Origin of the sequence: Streptomyces celluloflavus, from assembly GCA_000720995.1 — a bacterium.
GTDB classification, from domain to species: Bacteria; Actinomycetota; Actinomycetes; order Streptomycetales; family Streptomycetaceae; genus Streptomyces; species Streptomyces celluloflavus.
The window spans coordinates 18,072-43,152 of the sequence record JOEL01000028.1; the positions used below are offsets into that span (position 1 = coordinate 18,072).

The following is a 25,081-nucleotide window of genomic DNA, read 5'->3' on the forward strand; positions in this document are numbered from 1 at the left end:
GACGAATGGCGGGAAGGTCGGGCCGAAGGGCCTCCCGAGCACTCCGAACAGCGTGAGAGACTGGTCTAGACAACAGTCACGACTTGAAGGGCAACACCATGGCTGAGCGCCGCGTCAATGTCGGGTGGGCCGAGGGCCTGCACGCCCGCCCCGCCTCGATCTTCGTCCGTGCGGCCACGGCGGCCGGCGTCCCGATGACGATCGCCAAGGCCGACGGCAACCCGGTCAACGCGGCCTCCATGCTCGCGGTCCTGGGCCTCGGCGCGCAGGGCGGCGAGGAGATCGTGCTGGCCTCCGACGCCGAGGGCGCCGACGCCGCGCTCGACCGCCTGGCGAAGCTCGTCTCCGAGGGCCTCGACGAGCTCCCCGAGACCGTCTGAGTCCGTCGGGACCTCCGCATCCGCGGCCCCGTCGCGGCGACCGGTACACGGCCGCCGCGACGGGGCCGTTGCGCGCTGTCCGCCCGACGGGCCACCGGGCGGCCCCGCACCGGATTCCGGGCGGGCTTTCATCCGTTTCTTCTGCGGGCGCGCCCGCTCCGTCACGGGCACGGATTCTCCGCTTTCCGCTCTCCATTTTCCGTACGGACATGAATTGTCCGCGCGAGCACGGACCAGCCGCACGGGCGAGAATCCCCGGTACGGGAATTCGGCCGGCACCGGACACATCCGGAAATCGGCGGCCCCGAATATACGGAGCGCCGAACAGCCGGTAGCCCATTCCCGTATCGCCATGAACAGCTGTACCACCGCATCGCCGCATACGAGCACGCCGCGTACCTGGTGCCCTCGCCGCCGCTCCCGCACCCTTCCCCCACTGTCTACGGGGTGATTGTTAAGGGCGGGCACGCGCCGTGTTGACGGGCTGTTTCACTTCCCTCACCGGCGCCGCGGCGGGGCGCCGCAGCCGGTGTACGGGGCGGCCGCGTTCGATATGAGCGGCCATCAGGGCGCGAGCGCGTTCGGCGTCGCCCCGGGCCACCGCGTCCAGCACCGCGCCGTGTTCGTCCCACGACTCGGCGGCCCGCAGCGGGAGTTCCACCGCGTACATCCACTCGATCTTCCGCCGCAACTGGGTCAGCAGCGCCGCCAGACCGGGGCTGTCGGCCGCCCGGCCGAGCGTCTCGTGGAACCAGCCGTCCAGTTGGCGCAGCTCCGCGGCGTGACCGTGCCGGGCCCGCTCACGACCCAGCCGTACCAGGCCGCGCAGCACCTTGAGGTGGGCCGGACCACGGCGGGCGGCCGCGCGGGCCGCGCCCAGCGGCTCCAGCAGGGCCTGCACGTCCAGGAGGTCGGCGGCCTCCTGGTCGGTCGGTTCGGCGACGCAGGAACCCGCGTGGCGGCGGGTGGTGACGAAACCCTCGGACTGGAGGGTGCGCAGCGCTTCCCGCACCGGAACCCGGGAGACGCCGTAACGGGCCGCCAGGAATTCCTCGACCAGCCGGCTCCCCGGCGCCAGCGCACCGGAGACGATGTCCTCGCGAATCGCCGTGCACACCGCATGCGCGGAAATCTGGCCTCGCATCGTCCGTGCCTCCGCCGTCATCACCTGGAAATTCCGCCGAGCGGCTTTTCCGTGACTCTATTCGACCGGGACGGCTTTCCGGCAGGGCCCGGTAATTCATGGATATTTTTTGGCCACGGGTGCGGACCGGGCGGGCCGCCGGGGGCCGGATACGCCGCGAGCCCCGGCCGTCGGGGCCGGGGCTCGGGGCTGGGACGAGGACGGGTCAGACGTTGACGCCGTGCGCGCGGAGGTAGGCGATCGGGTCGATGTCCGAGCCGTAATTGGGCGACGTGCGGGCCTCGAAGTGGAGGTGCGCCCCGGTGACGTTGCCGGTGGCGCCGGAGAGGCCGATCTGCTGGCCCTTGGTGACGGTCTGGCCGACCGAGACCGCGAAGGACGACAGGTGGCCGTACTGGGTGTACGTACCGTCGGCCATCTTGATCACGATGTTGTTGCCGTACGCGCCGCCCGAGCCGGCCTCGACGATGGTGCCCGCGCCGACGGCGTGGACGGGCGTGCCGGTGCCGGCGTGGAAGTCGATACCGGTGTGACTGCCGGAGGACCACAGACCGCTGGACGCCTTGTACGCGGTGGAGACGTAGGAGCCGTCCACGGGGGCGACGAAGGTGTTGAGGAGCTTGCGCTCCTCCTCGCGGGCGGCGCGCTCCTTGGCCTCGCGCTCCTCCTTGGCCTTCGCCTCGGCCTTCTTCTTGGCCTCTTCGGCCCGCTGCTTGGCCTGTGCGGCCAGCTTCGCCGCCTCGGCCTCGGCCTTCGCCTGCGCGGCGGCGGCCTCGGCGACCGCCTCCTGGGCGTCGGCCTGCGCCTCGACGTGGTCGGCGATTTCGTCACCCATCACGACGGCCTGCCGCAGGGCACCGTCGTGGGCACGTGCCCCGTCCGTGGCGGCCATCGCGGGCGAGGCCACGGAGGCGACGACGCCGCCCGCCGCGAGGGTGGCTATACCGGCGAGGTTGCGGGTCGTACGGGCGCTGCGGCTCGCACGGCGGTGCTTCCCGGTGGCACGGGTGAACGCCATCTGCTGGCTCGTCCTTTCCTTCCTTCTCGCCTACCGGGTTAGCTGACGGGTTCGGAGCAGGAAGGTCTCCTACGGACTCCTCCGGAGAGGGGCCCGATTCACCCCAGGGACATATGGGTCCCCGGCTCCCCTGGCTCGCGCCGTACGGGGACTCGGCGATCGCTGTCCGGTGCTGCGGTTGCGGCGTACATCTGGCGGACAGCGGGACCGACGCTAGAGGGGGCAACTTTCAATCGGCAAACAGAACCGGCGGTTTGTGCGGTACGCCACACCCGCGCCGTACAACCAGCCACAATAATCTGGACATAAAGGGGATCCCGCGGCGACGAACGCCACGGGATCCCCTTGTGCGATACGGCCTTCGCCTGCGCGGCGGTGGCCCGGCCGGTCAGCCGGTGACGACCGTCACCTCGCCGATACCCAGCGCCTTGACCGGTTCGACGATCTCCGCCGCGTCACCGACCAGAATCGTCACCAGCCGGTCCACGGGGAAGGCGTTGACGGCCGCGGCGGTCGCCTCGACCGTGCCGGTCTCCACGAGCCGGGCGTACAACTGCGCCTGGAAGTCGTCCGGGAGGTGCTGCTCCACCTGGTCGGCGAGGGTGCCCGCGACGGCCGCCGCGGTCTCGTACTTCAGCGGTGCGACGCCGACGAGGTTCTGCACGGCGACATCGCGCTCGGCGTCCGTGAGCCCCTCGGCCGCCAGGGTGCGCAGCACCCGCCACAGGTCGTCCAGCGCCGGACCGGTGGAGGCGGTGTCCACCGAGCCGCTGATGGCGAGCATCGCGGCACCGGTGTTGTCCGCGTCGGAGCGCAGCACCTGGCCGAAGGCGCGCACCCCGTAGGTGTAGCCCTTCTCCTCGCGCAGCACGCGGTCCAGCCGGGAGGTGAGGGTGCCGCCCAGGCAGTACGTGCCGAGGACCTGCGCGGGCCAGACGCGGTCGTGCCGGTCGGCGCCGATACGGCCGATGAGCAGCTGCGTCTGGACGGCGCCGGGGCGGTCCACGATCAGCACGCGGCCGGTGTCGTCGGCGGTGATCGGCGTGGCGGACACCGGTTCGCCGGCGGTGCCGGTCCAGACGCCGAGGGTGCCGGCGAGCGCCGCGTCCAGGTCGATACCGGTGAAGTCGCCGACGATGACGGCGGTGGCCGTGGCGGGCCGCACATGGGCGTCGTAGAAGGCCCGGACGGCCGCCGCGTCGATCCGCCCGACGGTCTCCTCGGTGCCCTGGCGGGGCCGGGACATCCGGGACGTGGCCGGGAAGAGCTCCTTCGACAGCGCCATCGCGGCGCGCCGGGCGGGGTTGGCGAGCTCGTGCGGGATCTCGTCGAGGCGGTTGCGGACCAGCCGCTCGATCTCGCCGTCCGGGAAGGCGGGGGCGCGCAGCGCGTCGGCGAGCAGGCCGAGCGCGCGGTTCAGCCGGGAAGCCGGCACCTCCAGGGAGACCCGCAGGCCGGGGTGGTCGGCGTGCGCGTCCAGGGTGGCGCCGCAGCGCTCCAGCTCGGCGGCGAACTCCTCCGCGTCGTGCTTGTCGGTGCCCTCGGACAGGCCGCGCGCCATGATCGTGGCGACGCCGTCCAGCCCCTCGGGCTCGGCCGCCAGGGGCGCGACGAGGTTCATCTCGACGGCGACGACCTGCTGGCCGGGGCGGTGGCTGCGCAGCACGGTGAGGCCATTGGCCAGCCGGCCGCGCTCGGGGGCCGGGAAGGCCCACGGCTTGGGTGCGCCGCTCTGCGGCTGCGGGTGGAAGTCCATGGTGCTCTCGGTGGAATCTGCGCTGGTAACGGCGTCGCTCACCGGGCCGCCTCCTCTTCGTCGTTGTCGGCGGCGTCGTCGGCAGCCTCGTCGGCGGTCTCGGCGGGCTCGGTGGGCTCGTACACGAGCACCGCGCGGTTGTCGGGGCGCAGCCGGGCCTGGGCGACCGCCTGCACCTCCTGCGGGGTGATCTCCAGGACCCGCTGCACGGCCGTCAGGGCGAGCTGCGGGTCCCCGAACAGGACGGCGAACCGGCAGAGTTCGTCGGCCCGGCCGCTGACCGTCGCGAGCCGGTCCAGCCACTCGCGCTCCAACTGGGCCTGCGCGCGCTCCATCTCCTCCGGGGTGGGTCCCTCGGCGGCGAAGCGGGCCAGTTCCTCGTCGATGGCGCTCTCGATGGCCGGGACCTCCACGCCGCCGGACGTCTTGACGTCCAGCCAGCCGAGGGACGGCGCGCCGGCCAGCCGCAGCAGGCCGAAGCCGGCCGCGACGGCGCTGCGGTCGCGGCGCACCAGCCGGTTGTAGAGGCGGGAGGACTCGCCGCCGCCCAGGACGGTCAGCGCGAGGTCCGCGGCGTCCGCCTCGCGGGTGCCGTCGTGCGGCAGGCGGTAGGCCGCCATCAGGGCGCGGGAGGGGACCTCCTCCTGGACGACCTCGCGCAGCTCGCCGCCGATGATCTCGGGCAGCGTGCCGTCGCGCGGCGGCCGCTTGCCGTCGTGCGAGGGGATCGAGCCGAAGTACTTCTCCACCCAGGCGAGCGTCTGCCCGGGGTCGATGTCGCCGACGATCGACAGGACGGCGTTGTTGGGCGCGTAGTACGTACGGAAGAACGCCCGCGCGTCCTCCAGGGAGGCCGCGTCCAGGTCGGCCATCGACCCGATGGGAGTGTGGTGGTACGGGTGGCCCTCCGGGTAGGCCATGGCCGTCAGCCGCTCGAAGGCCGTGCCGTAGGGGACGTTGTCGTAGCGCTGGCGGCGCTCGTTCTTGACGACGTCGCGCTGGTTCTCCATGGACTCGTCGTCGAGCGCGGTCAGCAGCGAGCCCATCCGGTCCGCCTCCAGCCAGAGCGCGAGCTCCAGCTCGTGGGCGGGCATGGTCTCGAAGTAGTTGGTGCGCTCGAAGCTCGTGGTGCCGTTCAGCGAACCGCCGGCGCCCTGGACGAGCTCGAAGTGGCCGTTGCCCTTCACCTGGGCGGAGCCCTGGAACATGAGGTGCTCGAAGAGGTGAGCCAGGCCCGTACGGCCCTTGACCTCGTGGCGGGAGCCGACGTCGTACCAGAGGCAGACCGCGGCGACCGGGGTCAGGGGGTCCTCGGAGAGCACCACGCGCAGGCCGTTGGCCAGCCGGTGCTCGGTTGCTGTCAGGCCGCCGGAGCCGGCTTGTTCTGTGGCCGTGTGACCCATGGGCATGTACGTCCCTTCGATCCGCTTGCGAGAAAGTTCTGTCACTGTATGCAAGCGCGTCGGCATCTGGCGAAGTTCCCGTACGAGCGGCCCCGTACGAGGGGTTGCGGACCGTGCGCGGTGACCGAAGGGGGAGTCGCGGTCAGCGTTGTCAGTGGGGCGGTCCACAATGGTCCGGATCAGACTCGGGCAGACCGCCGGCTGATCCCCGGCCGGTCCCCCGGCCGGACGGTCCAGCACCGTTGACCCGACATCGGCAGTAGACGCAGCAGAAGGAGCCGCAGCCGCGATGGCCCGCCGCAGCACGAAGACCCCGCCGCCGGACGACTTCGAGGAGAGGATCCTCGACATCGACGTCGTCGACGAGATGCAGGGTTCCTTCCTCGAGTACGCGTATTCGGTCATCTACTCCCGCGCCCTGCCGGACGCCCGCGACGGCCTCAAGCCCGTGCACCGCCGCATCCTCTACCAGATGAACGAGATGGGCCTGCGGCCCGAGCGCGGGTACGTCAAGTGCGCCCGGGTCGTCGGCGAGGTGATGGGCAAGCTCCACCCGCACGGCGACGCGTCGATCTACGACGCCCTGGTGCGCATGGCGCAGCCGTTCTCGATGCGGCTGCCGCTGGTGGACGGCCACGGCAACTTCGGCTCGCTGGGCAATGACGACCCGCCCGCCGCGATGCGGTACACCGAATGCCGGATGGCGTCCGCGACGTCCCTGATGACGGAGTCCATCGACGAGGACACCGTCGACTTCACACCGAACTACGACGGCCAGGAGCAGGAGCCGGTCGCCCTCCCCGCCGCGTATCCCAACCTCCTCGTCAACGGCGCGTCCGGTATCGCGGTCGGTATGGCGACGAACATGCCGCCGCACAACCTGGGCGAGGTCATCGCCGCGGCCCGCCATCTGATCAAGCACCCGAACGCCGATCTCGACACCCTGATGCGTTTCGTACCGGGTCCGGATCTGCCGACGGGCGGCCGGATCGTGGGCCTGGGCGGCGTGCGGGACGCGTACGAGAAGGGCCGCGGCACGTTCAAGATCCGTGCGACGGTCACGGTCGAGAACGTCACGGCCCGCCGCAAGGGCCTGGTCGTCACCGAACTCCCCTTCTCCGTCGGCCCCGAGAAGGTCATCTCCAAGATCAAGGACCTGGTCGGCGCGAAGCGGCTCCAGGGCATCGCCGACGTCAAGGACCTCACCGACCGCGAACACGGCCTGCGGCTGGTGATCGAGGTCAAGAACGGCTTCCACCCCGAGGCCGTCCTGGAGCAGCTCTACAAGCTCACGCCGATGGAGGAGTCCTTCGGCATCAACAACGTCGCGCTGGTGGACGGCCAGCCGCTGACACTGGGCCTCAAGGAACTGCTGGAGGTCTATGTCGACCACCGCTTCGAGGTGGTGCGCCGGCGCAGCGAGTTCCGGCGCAGCAAGCGGCGCGACCGCCTCCACCTGGTGGAGGGGCTGCTGACCGCGCTCGTCGACATCGACGAGGTCATCCGGCTCATCCGCTCCAGCGAAAACAGCGCGCAGGCCAAGGAGCGGCTGATCGAGCGCTTCTCGCTGAGCGACATCCAGACGCAGTACATCCTCGACACCCCGCTGCGCCGACTGACCAAGTTCGACCGCATCGAGCTGGAGTCGGAGCGCGACCGGCTGCGGGCCGAGATCGAGGAGCTGACCCGGATCCTGGATTCGGACACCGAGCTGCGCAAACTGGTCTCCGGCGAACTGGCCGCGGTGGCGAAGAAGTACGGCACGGAGCGGCGGACGGTGCTGCTGGAGTCGGCGGGCGCCCCGGTCGCGTCGGTGCCGCTGGAGGTCTCCGACGATCCGTGCCGGGTGCTGCTGTCCTCGACGGGGCTGCTGGCGCGTACGGCCACCGGCGAGGTGCCGTTCGACGCCGACGCCAAGCGCGTCAAGCACGACGTGATCGTCTCCGCGGTGCCGGCGACGACCCGTGGCGAGGTGGGCGCGGTGACGTCCGCGGGGCGGCTGCTGCGGATCTCGGTGATCGATCTGCCGCAGCTCCCGGACACCGCCGCGGCGCCCAGCCTCTCCGGGGGCGCGCCGCTGTCGGAGTTCCTGTCGCTGCAGGACGGCGAGCTGCTGGTGTGTCTGATGACGCTGGACGAGTCGTCGCCGGGCCTGGCGCTCGGTACGGAACAGGGTGTCGTCAAGCGGGTGGTGCCCGACTATCCGTCCAACAAGGACGAGTTGGAGGTCATCACCCTCAAGGAGGGTGACCGGATCGTCGGCGCGGCCGAGCTGCGCACGGGCGAGGAGGACCTCGTCTTCATCACCGACGAGGCGCAGCTGCTGCGCTACCAGGCGTCGCAGGTGCGGCCGCAGGGCCGGCCGGCGGGCGGTATGGCGGGCATCAAGCTGGGCGACGGCGCGAAGGTGATCGCCTTCGCCGCGGTCGATCCGGCGGCCGACGCGGTGGTGTTCACGGTCGCCGGCTCGCACGGCACGCTGGACGACTCGGCGGCGACGGCCAAGCTCACACCGTTCGACCAGTATCCGCGCAAGGGCCGGGCGACCGGCGGGGTGCGCTGCCAGCGGTTCCTGAAGGGCGAGGACTGCCTGACGCTGGCCTGGGCCGGCGCCGCGCCGGCGCGGGCGGCGGACGCCAAGGGCGCTCCCGTCGAGCTGCCGGAGGCCGACCCTCGGCGGGACGGTTCGGGGATGCCACTGCTCAAGCCGGTGACCACGCTGGCGGGACCGGTGTAGGCGAGGAGCAGGGGATCGCGTTCCGGCCCGGGAGGGGATCTCTCGGGCCGGATCCGTTTCTTCCCTTTTCTACTCTTTCTTCTCTCACTCCGTGCGGTCGGCGACGTAGCGCAGGACGCCCCACATGCTGTGCTCGGAAGCCTCCCGTGGCGGGGTGTCGCGGCAGTTCGTCAGTTCCTTGTGCAGTGCCTGCGCGTCGATGCCGCTGCCGATCAGGACGAGTTGGGTGAGGCGTTCCGCACCGCGTTCCCAAGGTGAGACGTAGAAACGCAGGAAGTCGCCGACCGCGTGCAGGGTGAACTTCTGACGGCTGCCGGGGACGTCGAAGTGGACGAAGCCCTTGATGCGGTAGAGGCCGGTGGGACGGCTGTCGAGGAATTCCATCAGCCGGCGCGGGTTCATCGGCTCATGGGAGGTGAACTCGACGCTCCGGTAGGCGGCGTGGAGGTGGGTGCAGGACTCGCCGGGGCCGTGGTCGTGCCCCTCATGCCCGTCGTGGCTGCCGCAGTCGCTGTCGTCGGCGCGGCCTGTGGTGCGGTCGCCGGTGTCGTCGTCGGCACGGTTGCCGGTCCGGGTGTCCTGGGTGCTGTGGGCGTGGCGGCCGGGGGCACCCGTACGGTCCGCGGCGGTCTCGCGCAGCAAGTCCTCGAAGGACAGCTGGCGGACGGCCGCGTCGCGGTCCTCACCCGGTCCGCGGTCGAAGAACAGCTCCGGGTCGATCCGCCCGTAGGCCGTGCAGAGCACCGGCCTGCCGGGAGCGAGGTCCGCGAGGGTGTCCATGAGCTCCTGGCGCGCCGCGTCCGGGATGCGGTCGGCCTTGTTGAGCACGACGAGATCGGCGATGGCCACGTGCCGGTCCAGTTCGGGGTGCCGGGCGCGGGTGGCGGCGAACTCGGCGGCGTCGATGACCTCGGTCAGCCCCCCGTAGACGATGCGGTCGTTCTCGCTGGCGAGGATCATCCGGATGAGCTCCTGGGGCTCGGCCAGGCCGCTGGCCTCGATGACGATCACGTCGATGCGGGCGGCGGGGCGGGAGAGCCGCTCCAGGTAAGTGTCGAGCTCGCTGGTGTCGACGGCACAGCACAGGCAGCCGTTGCCGAGCGAGACCATCGAGTCCACCTGTCCGGCGACGGTCATCGCGTCGATCTCGATGCTGCCGAAATCGTTGACGATCGCACCGATACGGGTGCCGTCGCCGGTGCCTAGCAGGTGGTTGAGGAGGGTGGTCTTGCCCGATCCGAGGAAACCCGCGAGGACGACAACGGGGATCTGTTGCGGGGCCAAGGGAGCGCCTCCATGGTGCGGGTGGCGGGCCGCGCGGACCGGCCGCGGACGGGTTGCCGATCGTAACGGACCACCGCCGACGCGGGCCGGGCCCGGCCGCTCTGTGTCCCGCCCGCCGGTCACGGACCGCCCCGTCCGGCGCCTGCCGTTCACGCCACCCCTCCGCACGCCGTCGGGCGCTCGTGGCCCGGGACCGGTCCCGGGGGCCGGGGGCCGGCGTACGTGCGGTCCGTCAGTGCGCGGTGGCGGGCAGCGGCTGCGGTGCGGGCGGGCCGACATACCGGGCCGCCGGGCGGATGATCTTCGAGTCCTCGGCCTGCTCCAGGATGTTGGCGCTCCAGCCGACGACGCGGGCCGCGCAGAAGGTGGGGGTGAACATCTCGCGCGGCAGGCCGCACAGCTCCATGACGACGCCCGCGTAGAACTCCACATTGGTGTGCAGCTCGCGGCCGGGTTTGAGCTCGGCCAGCAGCGCCTCGACCCGCGCCTCCACCTGGACGGCGAATTCCACCAGCGAACCGCCGAACTCCTCGGCGATACCGCGCAGCATCCGGGAGCGCGGGTCCTCGGTGCGGTAGACGGGGTGCCCGAAGCCCATGATCCGCTCGCCCCGCAGTACCCGCTCGCGGATCCAGGGGTCGATGCGCTCCGGCGTACCGATGGCATCGAGGGTGTCCAGGGCACGGCTGGGCGCACCACCGTGCAGTGGCCCGGAGAGCGCGCCGACGGCGCCGACGAGGCAGGCCGCGAGGTCGGCGCCGGTGGAGGTGATGACGCGGGCGGTGAAGGTCGAGGCGTTGAAACCGTGGTCGATGGTGGAGATCAGATACGTCTCGATCGCCCGGACCCGGTGCGGCTCCGGCTCACGGCCGGTGAGCATGTACAGGTAGTTGGCGGCGTAGGACAGATCCGTGCGCGGTTCGATCGGCTGCTGCCCCTGGCCGAGCCGGTGGAGGGCGGTCAGCAGCGTCGGTACGGCGGCGCAGGCGGTGAGCGCGTCCGCGCGGCGGCGGTCGGGGCCGATGTCGTACAGCGGCCGGAAGCCGGCCGTCGCGCCGAGCAGTGAGAGCGCGGTGCGCAGCCCGGCGAGCGGGCCGGAGAGTGCGCTCGCGCGGGCGATGGCGGGCAGTACGTCGCGTACGGCGGCGGGCAGAGAGCGCAGTGCGGCGGTGTCGGCCGTGAAGGCCGCCAACTGCGCCGCGTCCGGCAGCTCACCGTGGAACATCAGGTACCAGACGTCCTCGAAGGTGCGGGCCGTGGCCAGCTCGACGGCGGAGTACTGGCGGTAGTGGTAGAAGCCCTCAAGACCCCGGACATCGCCCAGTTCGGTCTCGGTGACGATGACGCCCGCGAGCCCGCGGGGCGCGTCCATCGGTGCGTTCGCCTCAGCGATCGGCATAGCGGATCTCCTTGCTCTCCGTCCCCAGATATTGATCCGACTGTCTATGCTTGACGCAATGAGTGTCAATGTTGATTGAATCAATATCAATGTAGGTGGATACGGTGGCCCCATGGCGGATCAAGACACGGATCGCGGCGCGTCCCACGACACGGCCGGGCAGCGGCTGAGCACCCGGGAGGCGGCCGATCGGCTGGGCGTGAAGCCCGAGACGGTGTACGCGTACGTCAGCCGCGGCCAGCTGACCAGCCGCCGCGAGCCGGGCGGCCGCGGCAGCACCTTCGACGTGAAGGAGGTCGACGCACTCGCACGGCGTGGCGGACGCCGCGAGCCCGCGGCCTCCGGAGGCGAGTTGGCGGTCCGTACGAGCATCACCCTCATCGACCGCGACCACTGCTACTTCCGCGGCGTCGACACCTCCGAACTCGCCGCTCGGTACGGCTACGAGGAAGTCACCGAGTGGCTGTGGACCGGTGAGCTGCACCACGGCATCCGTTTCACCGCACCGCCGGACGCCCTGGCCGCGGCTCGCCGCGCAGTACAGGCACTGCCTGCACACAGCGGGCCGATGGACCGGCTGCGGGTCGCTCTGATCGCCGCGGCGGCCGCCGACCCGCTGCGCTTCGATCTGTCCGAGACCGCCGTGCTCGACACTGCCCGCAGCCTCATCCCGACCCTGGTCGACGCCCTGCCACTGCAGGCCCCCGGCCAGTGCGACGCACAGTCGCTCGCCCCGCGGCTGTGGTCACGGCTGACCTCAGCACCGGCCGACGTGGCGTCGCTACGCGTCCTGGACGCGGCGCTGGTGCTGCTCATCGACCACGACCTCGCCGCATCGACACTGGCCGTCCGGGTCGCCGCCTCGGCGCGCGCCCATCCGTACGCAATCGTCTCCGCCGGGTTCGGGGCACTGGACGGCGCCGTGCACGGCGCGGCGAGCGGGCTCGCGCACCGGATGCTGCTGGAGGTGCTGGAGCGGGGCAGCGCGGCCGCGGTCGTCGCCGATCACCTACGGGCCGGGCGTCGGGTACCGGGCCTGGGGCACCGCCTCTACCCCGGTGAGGATCCCCGGGCTCGCGCCCTCTTCAGGCTGTTGGAGGACGTGCCGCAAGCGCGGTCTGCATTGCGGGCGGGGCGCGAGGTGATCACCACCACGGCCCGCCACACCGAACTGCACGCCAACATCGACCTCGCGCTCGCCGTACTCACGGTGTCAGCGGGGATGCCTGCCGAAGCAGGTGAAACGATCTTCGCCATCGCCCGTACGGCCGGCTGGATCGCGCACGCACTGGAGGAGTATGCCGAGCGCCCCCTGAGGATGCGCCCCAGCGGGCAGTACACCGGCCCCCGCCCGCCGTGCCCGCTGCCCTCCTGAAGCCGCCGCTCCACGGTCACGGTCTGCCTGTAGGTGACGCCGTCACCATCGCCCGCCTCTTGGCCGATCTCCTCAACGGCTCACACCACCCACGGAGAATTGCCGCGCTCAAGGGAGTCGGAGGCCCACACCAAGGTGGCAATAGTCCGTTCACCCGAGCCAGGCGCTGCGTGGTGATCGCTGCGATCCATGCCGAAGAAACGCGGGCGGGTGGGTCCCGTAGTCGATGAGGACACTGGCCTGCCTCAAAAGACGCCGCAGGGCAGGTCCATCATCCCCGCACCACCATGGAATTCGAACCGTCCGAGGCGACCGCGCGGAGCTCACGGCCGTTGTCGGCGCCTGCGGTCAGTCTTTGACCGCCTGCCCGGATTCCGCTTCCGTCGCGGCAGGTTAGGCTCACCTTTGTGAGCACCTGCGCTACTACCTCCCGCGAATTGGCCGAGCCCGTGGCCGGCACCGCGGCCACCGCCCGGACCTGGCTGCTTGTCGAGCAGACCGGCCCGTGGGGCGCCCAGGCGCTGACCGACAGCCATCTCGATCCACGCACCGGACGCGCCCTGGAGGCGGCCGCGGATGGCACAGGCGTACGCGTCGCGCTCATCCGCCGCCCCGGCCGACACCCCGACTGCCACGCTCTCCCCCACCGCCGCATCTTCCTCGCCCATACCGCCCCCGGCCGCACCTGGGTCCGTACGACGACCGTCACCGACCCGAACGCGCTCCTCCGCCTCGACTTCGCAGCACTGGGCGCCGGTGAGCACGGCGGGATCTGGGATCCGTACGACGGCGAGCCGCTGGTCCTCATCTGCACCAACGGCAAGCGAGACCGGTGCTGCGCCCTTCTCGGCCGCCCGCTGGCCGCCGAACTCGCCGCCGACGGAGCCGAGGCGTGGGAGGTCACCCACATCGGCGGACACCGCTTCTCCCCCACACTCTTCGTCCTGCCCTACGGCTACGCCTACGGACGGGCCACCGCGCACCTGGTCAAGGACGCCGTCGAGGCCGCCCACGACGGCCGGATCACCCTGGACCACTGCCGCGGCCGCTCCACCTGGGACCGCCCCGCCCAGGCCGCCGACCTCGCGGTCCGCGAGCTGATCCGGGAGGAGCGGGCGGACGCACTCGATGTCATACGGACCGACGCGGTGCGGCCCGAACCGGTGCGGGCCGACGGCCCGGCGCCTGGTAGCCGGACGCTCGCGGGAAGCTGTCTTGGCTGGACTGTTTCGGTCGCGCATTCCGACGGCCGCACTTGGCGGGTCACGGTGGAGCAGCGGGCCGACGGTGCTCCGGCGCCCGCCAGCTGTGGTGCGCCGCTCGGTCCACCGGCGCGTATGGCGGTCACCTCCATCACTGCCGTCACGGGCGCCATCCTGCCGACGTGGCCCTCCCCGCCCGTCCATGCGCTCGTCTGAAGCCGACGACCGGCGCCGCCCGCCTGTTTTTCCCCGGCATCCTTTCCGGCACGCCTGACCTTGCTGCGCCTCGCACATTCGCCGGCACCGCACCAGCACCACACCCATCGTCAGCCCCAGCGTCACAACAAGCCCCAGGCCAAGCGCAGTCCCCAGTGCCTGCCGCGCCGAAATCGGGCTCCCGCCGCGCCGCGCTGCCACGCCCCATCCTCTGTCCGCTCGGACCTCCATCGAGCTCATGACCGCCCCCTCCTGCCGTTCCTTGCGCACCACGCTCCGCGCTCAGCCACACTTCGGCCTGCGCCCAATCCCTGACACCGCTTCGGCGCCGAGCCCGCCACGGACTCGGCACCAGGCAGAAGACCGCAGCGCGTTCACGGCGCAGCGGCCAGCCTTCACTCTGCGAGAGTAAGCGCACACAATCTGCGGCCGAAATGCCTGTGGATAACTCCGCAGGGCTTCCCCTGACCGCTGACCTCCACGGCCCCGCCGGGAGGCGTGCCCCATCGCCCTCCGGAACCGGCGCAATACAAACTCCGCCCCGGCCCTCGCCCATCCACTGCTCGTACATACGGACGAAAAGGAAGAACTGGCTTCACGGCCGAGCGCCGTAGAGCCCTCGGATTCCACACCATTTCTTGATGAAACACCACATTTCGGCGCCCCTACGGATAGGCCAGTCGGTACCCGTACGCCCAGCCCCATCCGGTCAGTCGGCTACAGCCCGTCCTCGGCCGACGGCCGGCTGGTGCTTCCCAAGCTGCTCCTATCCCGACTCCGTCTGGCTGGCCATGCCGGGCCTTCGCACAGGCACTGATGGTGCAACTGGCTACCGTCACCCGTGTCACCACACTCGTGACCGGCTTGTTCCTCGCCCCGCTCAGCGCCGAACCCGATGGTTTTCCTGAGCCACACGAAGCACCGGCCAGCCATGCAGCACCCACAGACGCCAGCGCCACCGTGAGCCCCCATGACCCTGGGAGTCCCGATGACAGCGAAGGCACTCGTCGATCCGGAGATGCCACGGGAGCCAGCCGTTGATCGACGTACTGGTCGTGGACGACGACGTAAGGGTCGCGCAGATCAACGCGGTGCATGTCGCGGAGATCACGGGGTTCCGCATCACGTGTCTCGCCCACACGGCCGCCGAGGCTCACACGGCCTACCTTCGAAAGTGTCGGCCAGGCGGAGCAGTCCGAAGTCGACTGGATCTTCGGGGTGTTGGGGGCTGCCACGGTCGTCCCTGCCGAGCTCCCCCAAGAGGCGTTCCCCTGCCACCGCCAATCGCGTCCGCTCCGTACTGCGGTCTGCCGACGCTCCGTTGTCCGCCCAGAACGTCACCCTCCAGGCGAGCTTGAGCCGACAGACCACTCAGCTCTACCTCAACCTCCTCGAACGTGCCGGCCCGTTCCGCCTCACCCTCAGCTACGGCGAGACCGGCCGCCCCAAGCAACGTTACGAATGGGAACCGTCCCTACCACCCACTGTTCCCACCGGTGAATCCGAGCGCTATGGCGACGAAAGCCTTGAACAGGACCGACGCCAAAGTCCGGTGGTCGCCGAACACCGATCACCGTTCTGGGAGGCGGCACTTCGCCGCACTGCACGGTTCACGGCTCACCCGCCACACAGCCCTGTCTCACCCGTCCCGCCCATTCACAGAACGCTCCCTGTTGCACAGTCCCGTTGACCCGGCGCGTCAAAAATGAACGGAAGAGAGGAAGATCTCGGACGACCATTGCATTCGGATCCCTCCGAATCCATATGTGGAATCGTCCGAATCCTTCCGTATCCTCCACTCCCTCAGTTGAGGGGCCGTCCCGGCGGCTCTGCGAGGCCGTGGCGGTACGCGTAATGGATCGCCTGGGCCCGGTCCCGCAGCCCCGCTTTGGCGAAGAGATTGTTGATGTGGGTCTTCACCGTCGCGGTGGAGACGTGCAAGGTGCGTGCGATCTCCGGATTCGACTGCCCCTCGGCGACGAGTCGCAGCACCTCCACCTCGCGGGCGGTCAGTCCGTCCGGGGGCTCGTCCGACGGCTCGGGCAGGGTCCGTGCGGGCTCCGCGAGGCGCTCCAGCAGCCTGCGCTGGATTTTCGGTGACAGTCCGGCGTCTCCCGACAGCACATCGTCGATGGCGCGGACGATTTCGTCGCCGTCCGCGTCCTTGGTGAGGTAGCCGCGGGCGCCGGCCCGGAGCGCGGGGAAAAGCGATTCGTCGTCGGCGTAGGTCGTGAGCACCACGACCTGGGTTCCCGGGTGCTCCGCGCGGATGCGGCGGGTCGCCTCGACGCCGTCGCAGCGCGGCATCCGCAGGTCCATCAGGACGACGTCGGGAGTCAATTCGGCGACGATACGGACCGCCTCCTCGCCGTCCGCGGCCGATCCGACGACCTCGATGCCTGGCAGCAACCCCAGAAGCATCACGATTCCCTCACGCACCACTGTCTGGTCGTCGGCGACCACGACGCGTGCCACCGTGCGCGCCGTCATGCCGGCACCCGCAATCGCACCACGAAACCCTCCTCATCGGGGCCGGACTCCAACGTTCCGCCGAGGAGTTCCGCCCGCTCCCGCATGCCCAGCAGACCGTACCCGGAACCGCTTCGGGCGAGTGCACCCGGCTTCCCACGCCCGCCCGAGTCACGTACCACAAGCCCCACATACCCCTCGGTGTACTCCAGCCGCACGCTCACCCGGGCGCCCGGCGCGTGCTTGCGCACGTTCGTCAGGGCTTCCTGGGCCACGCGGCGGACCGCGAGGGCGGCCTCCGGCGCGAGCGCACGGTGCTCCCCGGCCACATCCAGCCGCGCGCCCTCAGCGGCGGTCAGTTCGCGGAGGAAGTCCTCGACCGGGGCAATCTCACCCCGGAGCGCCGAAAGCGCCTCCCGGGTGCCGTCCAGCCCTTCCCTGGCCATGCTCCGGCACGCCACCACCCGTTCCAGGAGTTTCGCACGGTCGGTCTCCAGGTCGGTGCTGTGCTGGATCAGCAGTCGGGCCGCCTCCAGGTGCACGAGCTGAGCGCTCAGGCTGTGTGCGAGGACGTCGTGGATCTCACGGGCGATCCGCCCCCGTTCGGCGAGCGCCGCGGTTTCAGCCTCGGCCTTACGCGCGGCCCGTTCCTGTGCCAGCAGCCGATGGGCGTTGCCGCGCGCTTCCGAGTCCAGCCGCAGTACGTAGCCCGCCAGTGCCAGTCCCACGGTGGTCGCGGTGGTCACCAGCCAGTTGTCGGTGTTCAGCGCGGCGTACACGCCCAGGGAGGCCACGGCGCACGGCAGGGCGGCGCTCAGCGGCAGTCGTTCCATCGCAGTGATCGCGCAGACACACCACAGGACGATCGCGGGCAGCCGTGCTCCGTACGCGTGACAGGCAAACGCGATGGCCTCCAGTACCAGGAGCAGTGCGACGGACGGCCACAGGCGGCATCGGAGGGTCATCCGGAAGAAGCCGACGAAGGCGAGCACGCTCAGCGCGAGCCCGGCGATCCCCGCGACCAGGCCCCAGCCGCGGAAGACCCGGTCCGCGAAGGTGCTCCACAGCAGACCCGCCAGTACGAGGATGCGCAGGCCCCGGCCGATCCACCGCCGGACCCCGTTGCGGTCCTCGCGGGAGAGAGCTTCCCGCAAGGGCCAGCTCGTCCAGGCGTTCAGCGGCACAAGCGGTCCTTCCTGCGGGCGGTGACGGTGCTCAGCCCGCGACAGGGACACGGTACGCCGGACGCAGGGACTGGGCCCTCCAGGCGGTGACGCCGGTACGGGTCAGCAGCATGGCGGCGATGGAGAGCATCGTGGCCGGGCCGCCCTGGTGGATGCCGAGGGGTGCACCGACCGCGAAGAGGCCGATACGCAGTGCCATGCTGACGATCCAGACGCCGGCGGTCGCCCAGCCGCCCTTCGTCCAGACGGCGCCCTCGCCATCCGTCCACATGCGTGTGGTCCAGGCCCAGGCGGCACCGCCGGCCAGTCCGATCACGAGTTGCGCGGCGAGCAGCACGGCGGCCGCCGTGTGGTGCGAGGGGTCCAGGAGCCCGGGTTCCCGGAGCGCCACGACAGCGAGTACGACGGGCAGTAGCCACCACCTCTTGTTGTCCGTGGTGATGCGCCGCTCCTTGAACTGCCGGGCGAAGATGATCGCGACAACCGCGACGATCACGAGGATGTTCATCAGGCCGCTCATGTCCTGAGCCTCCGGGGACTGGTCTCTTCGATGTCATCCACGACGCTACGGAGCAGCGCCGCCGGCCGGATCGGAGCCAGGGTGGGGCGGAGGTGGACATCGCTACGGGCGCCTCTCCACCCGTGGGTGGACAGACGCCCGTAGGGACCTGCGGCCGGTTCCCGTGAGACCTGCGGCTGGCTCAGGTGTCGATGCGCGAACGGTCCAGAGTGGATGCGGAGTTGGTGATGAACTCCTTGCGGGGCGCGACCTCGTTGCCCATCAGGAGGTCGAACGCCTTCTCCGCCGCCTCGAGATCGCTGATGTTGATGCGGCGCAGCGTGCGGTGGCGCGGGTCCATGGTGGTCTCGGCGAGCTGGTCGGCATCCATTTCGCCCAGGCCCTTGTAGCGCTGGATGCTGTCTTTGTAACGGACGTTCTTGCGCTGGAGTTCCAGCAGGGTCTGGCGCAGCTCGTTGTCCGAGTAGGTGTAGAGGTACTTCTCCTGGCCCTTTTTGGGGTTGATCAGTTCGACGCGGTGCAGCGGCGGAACGGCGGAGAAGACCCGGCCCTGTTCGACCATCGGACGCATGTAGCGCTGGAAGAGGGTCAGCAGCAGACAGCGGATGTGCGCGCCGTCGACATCCGCGTCGGCCAGGAAGATGACCTTGCCGTAGCGGGCGGTGTCGATGTCGAAGGTGCGGCCGGACCCGGCTCCTATGACCTGGATGATGGATCCGCATTCGGCGTTCTTGAGCATGTCCGAAACCGATGACTTCTGGACGTTGAGGATCTTGCCGCGGATCGGCAGCAGCGCCTGGAACTCCGAATTGCGCGCCAGTTTCGCGGTGCCCAGAGCCGAGTCGCCCTCGACGATGAACAGTTCGCTGCGGTCGACGTCGTCGCTGCGGCAGTCGGCGAGCTTGGCCGGCAGTGAGGAGGACTCCAGCGCCGTCTTCCGCCGCTGGGCCTCCTTGTGCTGACGGGCGGCGATGCGCGTACGGGCCGCGGCCACCACCTTCTCCAGGACGGACCGGGCCTGCTGCTTGGCGTCCCGTTTCGTGGAGGTCAGGAACGCCTTGAGTTCCTTGCTCACCACCTGGGCGACGATCCGGGAGGCGGCGGAGGTGCCGAGCACCTCCTTGGTCTGGCCTTCGAACTGCGGCTCCGCCAGCCGTACGGTCACGACGGCGGTGAGACCTTCCATGGCGTCGTCCTTGACGACGTCGTCCTCGGCGACGCGCAGCAGCTTGCTCGCCCGCAGCGCCTCGTTGACGGTCTTGGCGACCGACCGCTCGAACCCGGAGACGTGGGTGCCGCCCTTGGGCGTCGCGATGATGTTGACGAACGACCGGACGGTCGAGTCGTAGCCGGTCCCCCAGCGCAGCGCGATGTCGACGCCCAGTTCGCGGGTGACCTCGGTCGGTGTCATGTGGCCGCGGTCGTCCAGGACCGGCACGGTCTCCTTGAAGGTGCCCTGTCCGGTCAGCCGCAGGACGTCGCAGACGGCCCTGTCCTGCGCGAGGTACTCGCAGAACTCGCTGATGCCGCCGTCATAGCGGAAGGTCTCTTCGGACTTACCGGCGCCGTCGATGCCGCGCTCGTCGCGGACGACGAGGGTCAGTCCCGGCACCAGGAAAGCCGTCTGGCGGGCTCGGGCGTAGAGGGTCTCGAGGGAGAGCTTGGCGTCCTTGAGGAAGATCTGCCGGTCCGCCCAGTAGCGCACCCTGGTGCCGGTCCTCGCCTTGGTGACCCGCTTGCCCTTCAGCAGGCCGTTGCCCGGGTCGAACGGGGCGTCCGGGCCGGATTCGGTGAAGATGCCGGGGACGCCGCGGCGGAAGCTGATCGAGTGCGTTCTGCTGTTGCGGTCCACCTCGACGTCGAGCCGCGCGGAGAGCGCGTTGACGACCGAGGCGCCGACGCCGTGCAGACCGCCGGAGGCGGCGTACGAGCCGCCGCCGAACTTTCCGCCGGCGTGCAGCTTGGTCATCACGACCTCGACGCCGCTGAGCCCGGTCTTGGGCTCGACGTCGACGGGGATGCCGCGGCCGTTGTCGCGGACCTCCACCGAGGAGTCGTCGTGGAGGATCACCTCGATATGGTCGCAGTAGCCGCCCAGCGCCTCGTCGACGGAGTTGTCGATGATCTCCCAGAGGCAGTGCATCAGGCCGCGGCTGTCCGTCGAGCCGATGTACATGCCAGGACGCTTGCGGACTGCTTCCAGACCCTCCAGGACGAGCAGGTGCCGCGCGGTGTAGTTGGAACCGTCCCGGTCTGCCCCGGTCAGCACTGCGGTGGACGGCACGGACATCTCGGCGGTCACGCGGTTCGCTCCTCGCTGAATTTCTGGCAGTCCGCATTCCGCGGACTCGGTTGTGGCGGTGTCGCCGGTGAGAGGGTACCGAGGCCCAGTAGAGCCGATGTGACGCCACCCGTACGCATGCTCATGGTAGTAGAATTTCGCTCGTACGTTCGATCCCTCGATGGGGTGACGCCCGAGTGACGTGCACATCACGTTCCCTTCGAGGCATGAACCATTTAGGCTCCGGGCACGTCCTCATCAACAACCGGCAAGCCGGCCGGGAGGACACACCCCAGCAACCAACGTGAATCAGACCACCACGCAATACGGCTCATTCGCCGCCACCCGGCAGCACCCGGCCCGCTCGGAGAAAATTTTCGAGGAAAAGGCGCAAGCGGGAACGTTTTCGGCCTGGTTGGATGTTGACCCTGGTACGACAGCTCGTCGAGCTAGAGAAGAGGCGACGTGACTACTGTTCTGACACCCGCGAGCCCGTTGACGGCCGCTGACCGCTGCGACCGCTGCGGCGCCCAGGCATACCTGCGCGTCGTCCTGATGTCCGGCGGAGAATTGCTCTTCTGCGCCCACCACGGTCGCAAGTTCGAGCCAGAACTCAAGAAGATCGCCGCGGAAATACAGGACGAGACGGAGCGGCTGACCGCCTCTCCGGCGTCGGCGACCGAAGAGGATCGCTGACACATCGCATCCACGACGAGCGAGTAGCGGCCCAGGCCGTGCGACGGGCGGTTTCCCCGGCACCATCGGGGAGGCCGCCCGCACTCGTGCGCTCCGGCACACTGCACCGCCCCGCGCTCCTCAGTCCGCGCCGTGGTCGGCCACCGCCGGGAGCAGCGCCGACGCGCGTGTATAGACCCCGGGACTGCCCGCCTTGCCGCAACCCGTCCCCCATGACACCAGCCCCACCAGCCGCCCATGCGCCACCAGCGGTCCGCCGCTGTCGCCCTGGCAGGCGTCCTGCCCGCCTCTGGGCACCCCCGCGCACAGCATCGACGTGGCCCGGTAGGTGCGGTCCGGGCTCTTCCCCGGGTAGGCCCGCCCACAGACCGGATCCGCCAGCACCTTCACCCGGGCCGAACGCAGCCGCGATGCGTAGCTTCCCTCGCCGGTGGTGTCCCCCCAGCCGTAGACCGTGGCGACCGTGCCCGGCAGATAGGCGTCGTCATCGCGCTCGGCTATCGGGATCGGACGGTCGGTGACCGGTCTCTCCAGTGTGAGGACGGCCATATCGCCCTCGTTCGTCCAGCTGCTGTAGCGGGGGTTCACCCATACTTTCGTGGCCTTGAGCTCCTGGCCGCCGCTGCTTGCGAGGTTGTCGCGTCCGACGATGATCCGTAGGTCGTTCACCTGCTGCCAGGGCACGCCGAGCACCTCTTTGGTCAGGCAGTGCGCGGCCGTGACCACCGTGGAGCGGCCCACCAGCACGCCCCCGCAGAACTGTCCGGAGCGTTCGCCTCCGAAGCGCTGGCGGGAGGCGAGGGCCACCGCCCAGGGGCTCTGTGACAGCCGTACGGCTCTGCCGCCCACCACCGATTCGTCCGCGGCGGCCGGTATCGGTATGGCGAGGACCAGCGCGAGGGCTCCCAGGACGGCGCGGACGGACGGACGCATCGGAACTCCTGACTCCTGGACAGTGATCGCCTACCCAGGGTGAGTCAACCGGCCGCGCCTCGCACCCGGACGGCAGCGGGCCCGGCCCCTCCGTGCAGGGAGGGGCCGGGCCCGCGGCGCTGTCCGTACCGGTTCGGCTAGTCGAGGTAGTCGCGCAGTACCTGCGAGCGCGACGGGTGACGCAGCTTCGACATGGTCTTGGACTCGATCTGACGGATCCGCTCACGCGTGACGCCGTAGACCTTGCCGATCTCGTCCAGCGTCTTGGGCTGACCGTCGGTGAGGCCGAAGCGCATGGACACCACGCCGGCCTCGCGCTCGGAGAGGGTGTCCAGCACCGAGTGCAGCTGCTCCTGGAGGAGGGTGAAGCTGACCGCGTCGGCCGGGACGACCGCCTCGGAGTCCTCGATGAGGTCACCGAACTCGCTGTCGCCGTCCTCGCCCAGCGGAGTGTGCAGCGAGATCGGCTCGCGGCCGTACTTCTGGACCTCGATGACCTTCTCGGGGGTCATGTCGAGTTCCTTGGCCAGCTCCTCCGGGGTGGGCTCACGGCCCAGATCCTGGAGCATCTGGCGCTGGACGCGCGCGAGCTTGTTGATCACCTCGACCATGTGGACGGGGATACGGATCGTACGGGCCTGGTCGGCCATGGCGCGGGTGATGGCCTGGCGGATCCACCACGTCGCATAGGTCGAGAACTTGTAGCCCTTAGTGTAGTCGAACTTCTCGACCGCGCGGATCAGACCGAGGTTGCCCTCCTGGATCAGGTCCAGGAAGAGCATGCCGCGGCCGGTGTAGCGCTTGGCCAGGGAGACGACCAGCCGGAGGTTGGCCTCCAGGAGGTGGTTCTTGGCCCGGCGGCCGTCCTCGGCGATGATCTCCAGCTCACGCTTGAGCTTCGGCGCGAGCTTGTCGGAGTTCGCCAGCTTGTCCTCGGCGAACAGGCCCGCTTCGATGCGCTTGGCGAGCTCGACCTCCTGCTCCGCGTTGAGGAGCGGGACCTTGCCGATCTGCTTGAGGTAGTCCTTGACCGGGTCGGCGGTGGCGCCGGCCGCGGCGACCTGCTGCGCGGGGGCGTCGTCCTCGTCGTCGTCCGACAGGACGAAGCCGGCGCTCTCGGCGCCCTCTGCGGCCTCTGCCGCCTCACCCTTGCCGGGGGCCTGGGTCTCGTCGGTCGCGTCGTCGTCGAGCAGCTCGTCGACGTCCTTCTTGGACCCGGTCTTCTTGGCGGTGGCCTTCTTGGCCGTGGCCTTCTTCGCCACCGTCTTCTTGGCTGCGGTCTTCTTCGCCGCCGCCTTCTTGGCAGGCGCGGCCTCGGACTCACCGGCCGATGCGTCCGCCATGGAGGCAGAGGCCGCGGTGGTGGTCTTCTTCACCGTGGCGGTCTTCGCCGCGACGGTCTTCGTGGCGGTGCGCTTTGCCGGGCTCTTCGCTGCGACGCTCTTGCGGGTGCGCTTGGGCGCCTCTGCGGCACTGACCATCAGCGTCACACCCTCCTCGTCGAGGATCTGGTTGAGGCTGCGCAGAACGTTCTTCCACTGGGTTGGCGGAATCTGGTCAGCCTCGAAGGCCCGACGCACGTCATCGCCGGCGATCTGCCCATCAGCCTTTCCCCGCTCGATGAGCGCCATCACAGACTCGGACTCGGCGATCTCCGGCGGGAGCGTACGGGATGTGCTGGCCGACACGAACAACCTCTCGGAACGATGGAAACGGCTTCCGGCCCCGGTCACTGCGGACCGGAACCGACGACCGCCGGTGGGGATGGACCGACGGCGCGGGCGCAACCGGGGAGTTGAACAGCGTCACGAACGCCGTCCGTATTCCCTCCTCGGCTATCACCTCTTAAGTCATCGCGCTTCCCCGAAGAGCGTTACGCCCAATCTGCGTGGCCCGAGTCACACCCCATTACGACCCATTCCCTGTCATATGACATGCAATCCTCCCAAGACCATCGCCGGATCCGGGCGACGCCCCGGATCCGGCGGTCTTGTACGTCCTCGACGTGTACGGAGCACCCCGTCCGCAGGGGTGTGCGGGGCACCCGGCCCCGCGGCGCCTACGGTCCGTACGCGCTCGGATGCGGACCTTCAGTGCTCGCGGGGCGCGGGGACGACGTGGTCCACGGGCGTCCCGGGGCCCTGGCCGCCGGCCTCGCCGTGCGCGGCGAGGAGCTGGCGCATCGCCGATTCGGCCGCCGTGGCGTCGCCGGCGCCGATGGCGTCGACGATCCGCATGTGCTGGCCCACGGACGTCTCGATCGGGCGCTCGCAGCCGCCGGCCGGGCCGCCGGAGACGTGCAGGGCCGCGGAGACGATGCCCGAGAGGTGCTCCAGCATGCGGTTGCCGGCGAGTTGCAGCAGCAGGGAGTGGAACTCGGCGTCGGCGCGGGCGAAGGTCAGGGTGTCGCCCTGGGCGGCGGAGTGCCCCATGATCTCCACCATGTCGGCGAGCCGCTGCTGGACCTCCTCGCGGCCGTGGCCGGCGGCGAGCCGGGCGGCGAGCGGTTCGATCGTCCAGCGCAGCTCGCACAGCTCCCGGCGCTGGTCGTCGCGCTGGGGTCCGTAAGCCCGCCACTCGATGATGTCGGGGTCGAGGAGGTTCCAGTCACTGACCGGGCGCACCCGGGTGCCGACGTTCGGGCGGGCGCTGACCAGGCCCTTGGCCTCCAGGACACGCAGCGACTCGCGGACGACGGTGCGGGAGACCTCGAATCGCTGGCCGATCTCCTCGGGGACGAGCGGGCGGTCGGCGCCGAGATCGCCGGAGACGATCATCTGGCCGAGTTGCTGGACGAGTTGGCCGTGCAGGCCGCGGCCGCGGCTACCGGCCGCGCGGCGGCCGGCCCGGCCCATGTCTGCTTCGGTGCCGTCCCACACCGGCGGGACGCGCTCGGCACGGTCCGCGCCGGTGGCGCCGGCTCCGTTGCCGGCGCTGCCTGTGCTGGCGGCGTTGCCATAGGGGTAGCGGTCGAGCTCGCCCGGACCTGCGAGGCCGGTGTCGGCGGGGCGAGCCGCGGTCATCATGGTGTGCGCAAGGGTACTCACGCATCCTTTGTCGGCGACACCCTGAACGGCCTTGAGG

The 25,081-nt window shown here is 70.2% G+C and carries 18 protein-coding genes and 1 riboswitch; of the genes, 5 read left to right on the forward strand and 13 right to left on the reverse strand.

Annotated features, from left to right (window positions below; all coding sequences use genetic code 11):
- The first annotated feature begins 98 nt into the window (after positions 1 to 98).
- Complete coding sequence (locus IH09_RS23310; RefSeq protein WP_052859452.1) at positions 99 to 380, forward strand: HPr family phosphocarrier protein; 282 nt, start codon at positions 99 to 101, stop codon at positions 378 to 380.
- 454 nt (positions 381 to 834) lie between these two features.
- Here IH09_RS23310 and IH09_RS23315 read toward each other — a convergent pair whose 3' ends face one another.
- The 4 genes from IH09_RS23315 to IH09_RS23330 all read right to left on the reverse strand — a co-directional run bounded on the left by IH09_RS23315 (position 835) and on the right by IH09_RS23330 (position 5,701).
- The gene (locus tag IH09_RS23315; RefSeq protein WP_052859453.1) at positions 835 to 1,524 is read right to left on the reverse strand and encodes a GntR family transcriptional regulator; all 690 of its coding nucleotides are present in this window, start codon (positions 1,522 to 1,524) and stop codon (positions 835 to 837) included.
- A 205-nt stretch (positions 1,525 to 1,729) separates the two neighbouring features.
- Positions 1,730 to 2,542 carry a M23 family metallopeptidase gene (locus IH09_RS23320; RefSeq protein WP_052859415.1) on the reverse strand — a complete coding sequence of 271 codons (813 nt, stop codon included), beginning with the start codon at positions 2,540 to 2,542 and terminating at the stop codon, positions 1,730 to 1,732.
- A gap of 12 nt (positions 2,543 to 2,554) precedes the next feature.
- Positions 2,555 to 2,710: riboswitch (cyclic di-AMP (ydaO/yuaA leader) on the reverse strand.
- Positions 2,711 to 2,930: 220 nt separating this feature from the next.
- Positions 2,931 to 4,298, reverse strand: coding sequence for a M16 family metallopeptidase (locus IH09_RS23325; protein WP_052859454.1), 1,368 nt, complete (start codon positions 4,296 to 4,298; stop codon positions 2,931 to 2,933).
- A gap of 38 nt (positions 4,299 to 4,336) precedes the next feature.
- Positions 4,337 to 5,701: a M16 family metallopeptidase gene (locus tag IH09_RS23330; protein ID WP_052859416.1), complete on the reverse strand. Its 1,365-nt coding sequence runs from the start codon at positions 5,699 to 5,701 to the stop codon at positions 4,337 to 4,339.
- Positions 5,702 to 5,990: 289 nt separating this feature from the next.
- Between IH09_RS23330 and IH09_RS23335 the strand changes: the two genes are divergently transcribed.
- A complete protein-coding gene (locus tag IH09_RS23335; RefSeq protein WP_052859417.1) occupies positions 5,991 to 8,438 on the forward strand; it encodes a DNA gyrase/topoisomerase IV subunit A in 2,448 nt (815 codons plus the stop codon).
- 84 nt (positions 8,439 to 8,522) lie between these two features.
- Here IH09_RS23335 and IH09_RS23340 read toward each other — a convergent pair whose 3' ends face one another.
- A complete protein-coding gene (locus IH09_RS23340; RefSeq protein WP_052859418.1) occupies positions 8,523 to 9,722 on the reverse strand; it encodes a CobW family GTP-binding protein in 1,200 nt (399 codons plus the stop codon).
- 232 nt (positions 9,723 to 9,954) lie between these two features.
- Positions 9,955 to 11,121: a citrate synthase/methylcitrate synthase gene (locus IH09_RS23345; protein ID WP_052859419.1), complete on the reverse strand. Its 1,167-nt coding sequence runs from the start codon at positions 11,119 to 11,121 to the stop codon at positions 9,955 to 9,957.
- A 112-nt stretch (positions 11,122 to 11,233) separates the two neighbouring features.
- Between IH09_RS23345 and IH09_RS23350 the strand changes: the two genes are divergently transcribed.
- On the forward strand, positions 11,234 to 12,496 hold the full coding sequence (locus IH09_RS23350; RefSeq protein WP_052859420.1) for a citrate synthase: 1,263 nt from the start codon (positions 11,234 to 11,236) through the stop codon (positions 12,494 to 12,496).
- Between the two features lie 407 nt (positions 12,497 to 12,903).
- Positions 12,904 to 13,914 (forward strand): sucrase ferredoxin, encoded by a 1,011-nt coding sequence (locus tag IH09_RS23355; protein ID WP_052859421.1) that lies wholly within the window; start codon positions 12,904 to 12,906, stop codon positions 13,912 to 13,914.
- Positions 13,915 to 15,717: 1,803 nt separating this feature from the next.
- Here IH09_RS23355 and IH09_RS23360 read toward each other — a convergent pair.
- The 4 genes from IH09_RS23360 to IH09_RS23375 all read right to left on the reverse strand — a co-directional run bounded on the left by IH09_RS23360 (position 15,718) and on the right by IH09_RS23375 (position 20,389).
- Positions 15,718 to 16,404, reverse strand: coding sequence for a response regulator transcription factor (locus IH09_RS23360; protein ID WP_052859422.1), 687 nt, complete (start codon positions 16,402 to 16,404; stop codon positions 15,718 to 15,720).
- Complete coding sequence (locus IH09_RS23365) at positions 16,401 to 17,567, reverse strand: histidine kinase (RefSeq protein ID WP_052859423.1); 1,167 nt, start codon at positions 17,565 to 17,567, stop codon at positions 16,401 to 16,403. Before IH09_RS23365 ends, IH09_RS23360 begins: the two co-directional genes overlap by 4 nt.
- A gap of 31 nt (positions 17,568 to 17,598) precedes the next feature.
- Positions 17,599 to 18,087 carry a DUF1453 family protein gene (locus IH09_RS23370; protein ID WP_052859424.1) on the reverse strand — a complete coding sequence of 163 codons (489 nt, stop codon included), beginning with the start codon at positions 18,085 to 18,087 and terminating at the stop codon, positions 17,599 to 17,601.
- Between the two features lie 181 nt (positions 18,088 to 18,268).
- Positions 18,269 to 20,389 (reverse strand): DNA gyrase/topoisomerase IV subunit B, encoded by a 2,121-nt coding sequence (locus tag IH09_RS23375; RefSeq protein WP_052859425.1) that lies wholly within the window; start codon positions 20,387 to 20,389, stop codon positions 18,269 to 18,271.
- Positions 20,390 to 20,833: 444 nt separating this feature from the next.
- Here IH09_RS23375 and IH09_RS23380 point away from each other — a divergent pair, with 444 nt between their 5' ends.
- Entirely contained in the window at positions 20,834 to 21,064 is a 231-nt protein-coding gene (locus IH09_RS23380; protein ID WP_052859426.1) for a DUF7455 domain-containing protein, read from the forward strand.
- 120 nt (positions 21,065 to 21,184) lie between these two features.
- Here the strand turns inward: IH09_RS23380 and IH09_RS23385 are convergent, their stop codons facing one another.
- The 3 genes from IH09_RS23385 to IH09_RS23395 form a co-directional block, all read right to left on the reverse strand.
- Entirely contained in the window at positions 21,185 to 21,997 is an 813-nt protein-coding gene (locus tag IH09_RS23385; protein ID WP_052859427.1) for a S1 family peptidase, read from the reverse strand.
- A gap of 137 nt (positions 21,998 to 22,134) precedes the next feature.
- A complete protein-coding gene (locus IH09_RS23390) occupies positions 22,135 to 23,685 on the reverse strand; it encodes an RNA polymerase sigma factor (RefSeq protein ID WP_110952529.1) in 1,551 nt (516 codons plus the stop codon).
- A 402-nt stretch (positions 23,686 to 24,087) separates the two neighbouring features.
- Entirely contained in the window at positions 24,088 to 25,044 is a 957-nt protein-coding gene (locus IH09_RS23395; protein WP_242640954.1) for a FadR/GntR family transcriptional regulator, read from the reverse strand.
- Positions 25,045 to 25,081: the final 37 nt, after the last annotated feature.

What these genes read in the sequence shown, in the direction of transcription:
- IH09_RS23320 (WP_052859415.1), bottom strand. Translation starts at nt 2,542, where the DNA reads ATGGCGTTCACCCGTGCCACCGGGAAGCACCGCCGTGCGAGCCGCAGC.
- IH09_RS23370 (WP_052859424.1), bottom strand. Translation starts at nt 18,087, where the DNA reads ATGAGCGGCCTGATGAACATCCTCGTGATCGTCGCGGTTGTCGCGATC.
- IH09_RS23360 (WP_052859422.1), bottom strand. Translation starts at nt 16,404, where the DNA reads ATGACGGCGCGCACGGTGGCACGCGTCGTGGTCGCCGACGACCAGACA.
- IH09_RS23350 (WP_052859420.1), top strand. Translation starts at nt 11,234, where the DNA reads ATGGCGGATCAAGACACGGATCGCGGCGCGTCCCACGACACGGCCGGG.
- IH09_RS23325 (WP_052859454.1), bottom strand. Translation starts at nt 4,298, where the DNA reads ATGGACTTCCACCCGCAGCCGCAGAGCGGCGCACCCAAGCCGTGGGCC.
- IH09_RS23330 (WP_052859416.1), bottom strand. Translation starts at nt 5,701, where the DNA reads ATGGGTCACACGGCCACAGAACAAGCCGGCTCCGGCGGCCTGACAGCA.
- IH09_RS23335 (WP_052859417.1), top strand. Translation starts at nt 5,991, where the DNA reads ATGGCCCGCCGCAGCACGAAGACCCCGCCGCCGGACGACTTCGAGGAG.
- IH09_RS23385 (WP_052859427.1), bottom strand. Translation starts at nt 21,997, where the DNA reads ATGCGTCCGTCCGTCCGCGCCGTCCTGGGAGCCCTCGCGCTGGTCCTC.
- IH09_RS23315 (WP_052859453.1), bottom strand. Translation starts at nt 1,524, where the DNA reads ATGCGAGGCCAGATTTCCGCGCATGCGGTGTGCACGGCGATTCGCGAG.
- IH09_RS23310 (WP_052859452.1), top strand. Translation starts at nt 99, where the DNA reads ATGGCTGAGCGCCGCGTCAATGTCGGGTGGGCCGAGGGCCTGCACGCC.
- IH09_RS23345 (WP_052859419.1), bottom strand. Translation starts at nt 11,121, where the DNA reads ATGCCGATCGCTGAGGCGAACGCACCGATGGACGCGCCCCGCGGGCTC.